Raw genomic sequence first — 1682 nt, forward strand, 5'->3', positions numbered from 1 at the left:
GTCCAGGACGGTCCGCTCCCCGTCGACCGGCACCAGCGCCTTGGGCAGGGTGTCGGTGTACGGGCGCAGCCGGCGGCCGGCGCCGGCTGCCAGAACGAGGCCGATCATGCGGGTCTCCTGATCCGTCGTGCTGAGCGCGGCCGCGCCCGGCCCCGGGAGTCTTCCGGGTCACCGGCGGTGGCGCGCCGGGGCCGCGAGATGCGGCCGCGGTGTCCTATGTGATGGTAGGCGACCACGACTACCTGCCAGAACGCGGCCGGACGCTCGAACACACATCGAACACATTCCGAACAGTTCTGCTAGTCCGACACCCGTACCGGGCCGCCGGGCGCCCCCCGGCCGCCGGGTTGTGCGTCGGGCCCCGCGCCCGTGCCACCCGTACGGCAGACTGGGGCGCGACGCCACCGGTGCGTGCCGTGGTTGCTCCCCGTGCTCCCGAAGCTGCCGAAAGAGGCCTCATGCCCCAGAGTCTGCCGACCGATCCGACCGCCCCCGCCGGGCTGGACACCGGCCTCGACACCGGCCTCGACGTCGAGACGGACGTCGACGCCGCCGCGGCCGCCGCCGGCACTCCGGAGGAGATCCTGCTGGAGCTGGTCGACGACGAGGGCGTGACCATCGGCACCGCGGAGAAGCACTGGGCGCACCAGCAGCCCGGGCGGCTGCACCGGGCGTTCTCGGTCTTCCTCTTCGACCGGCAGGGCCGGATGCTGCTCCAGCGCCGGGCCCTGGGCAAGTACCACTCCCCCGGGGTCTGGTCGAACACCTGCTGCGGCCACCCGTACCCCGACGAGCCGCCGTTCGTGGCCGCCGCCCGGCGCACCGCGGAGGAGCTGGGCGTCGCCCCGGCACTGCTCTGCGAGGCGGGCACGGTCCGCTACGACCTGCCGGACGAGGCCACGGGCCTGATCGAGCGGGAGTGGAACCACCTGTTCGTGGGTCTGGTCACCGCGCCGGTGCGGCCCAACCCGGACGAGGTGGACGACTACGCCTTCGTGACCGCCGAGGAGCTGCGCGCGCTGGAGGCGGAGCGGCCGTTCTCGGTGTGGTTCCGGACCGTCTTCGAGGCCGCGCTGCCGGGGATCCGCGAGATCGCCGGGAAGGACTGGTAGAGCGCTCCGGGCGGGGCCGCCGAGGCCCCGCCTCCCGGTCCGGCGGCTGCCGCCCGCCGGGGTCGGCGCCCTAGGGCTCCTCGCGCGGGAGCGGCAGCGAGGCCCAGATGACCTTGCCGCCCTGCCCCGCCTGCTCCACGTCGCACACGCCGCCGGCCTGCAGCGTGACGCTCTTGACCAGCAGCAGCCCGCGCCCGCCGGTCCGCCCGGTGTCGGCCGCCAGGGCCTTCGGCCGGTACGGGTCGCCGTCCTCGACCGAGACCCGCACCCAACCGCCCCGCAGCACCAGCTCGGTGGTCACCTCCGGCGACAGCTCGGCGGCGTGGGTCACCGCGTTGCCGACCAGCTCCGAGACGATCAGCAGCAGGTCGTCCACCAGCTCCTGGTAGCGGATCTCCGTCATGCCCTGGGCCAGCAGCCGGTCCCGCACGGCGTGCCGGGTGCGCGGGACCGAGGCCTGCTCGGCGGGCACGGTGAAACGCCACACCCCCTCGACGGGACCGCCGCGCGCCACTGCCGACGCGGCGGTCACCCGTTTCTCCGGCGCCGTCGGCGCCGTCTCTTCCTCGC

The 1682-nt window shown here is 74.8% G+C and carries 3 protein-coding genes; 1 reads left to right on the forward strand and 2 read right to left on the reverse strand.

The genetic code is table 11. The features are described from left to right. The coding region (locus tag VR45_RS45580; RefSeq protein ID WP_286163183.1) for a sugar phosphate nucleotidyltransferase at window positions 1-108 on the reverse strand (108 nt) is incomplete at its 3' end. Between the two features lie 350 nt (window positions 109-458). Here VR45_RS45580 and idi point away from each other — a divergent pair. Next, entirely contained in the window at window positions 459-1112 is a 654-nt protein-coding gene (gene idi / locus VR45_RS13380) for an isopentenyl-diphosphate Delta-isomerase (RefSeq protein WP_078896489.1), read from the forward strand. 70 nt (window positions 1113-1182) lie between these two features. Here the strand turns inward: idi and VR45_RS13385 are convergent, their stop codons facing one another. Then, on the reverse strand, window positions 1183-1644 hold the full coding sequence (locus VR45_RS13385; RefSeq protein WP_045939949.1) for an ATP-binding protein: 462 nt from the start codon (window positions 1642-1644) through the stop codon (window positions 1183-1185). Window positions 1645-1682 lie beyond the last annotated feature (38 nt).

Source organism: Streptomyces sp. NRRL S-495 (assembly GCF_000966955.1).
Taxonomy (GTDB): Bacteria; Actinomycetota; Actinomycetes; order Streptomycetales; family Streptomycetaceae; genus Kitasatospora; species Kitasatospora purpeofusca.

Coding starts and splice junctions, on each gene's coding strand:
- idi (WP_078896489.1), top strand. CDS start 459: ATGCCCCAGAGTCTGCCGACCGATCCGACCGCCCCCGCCGGGCTGGAC.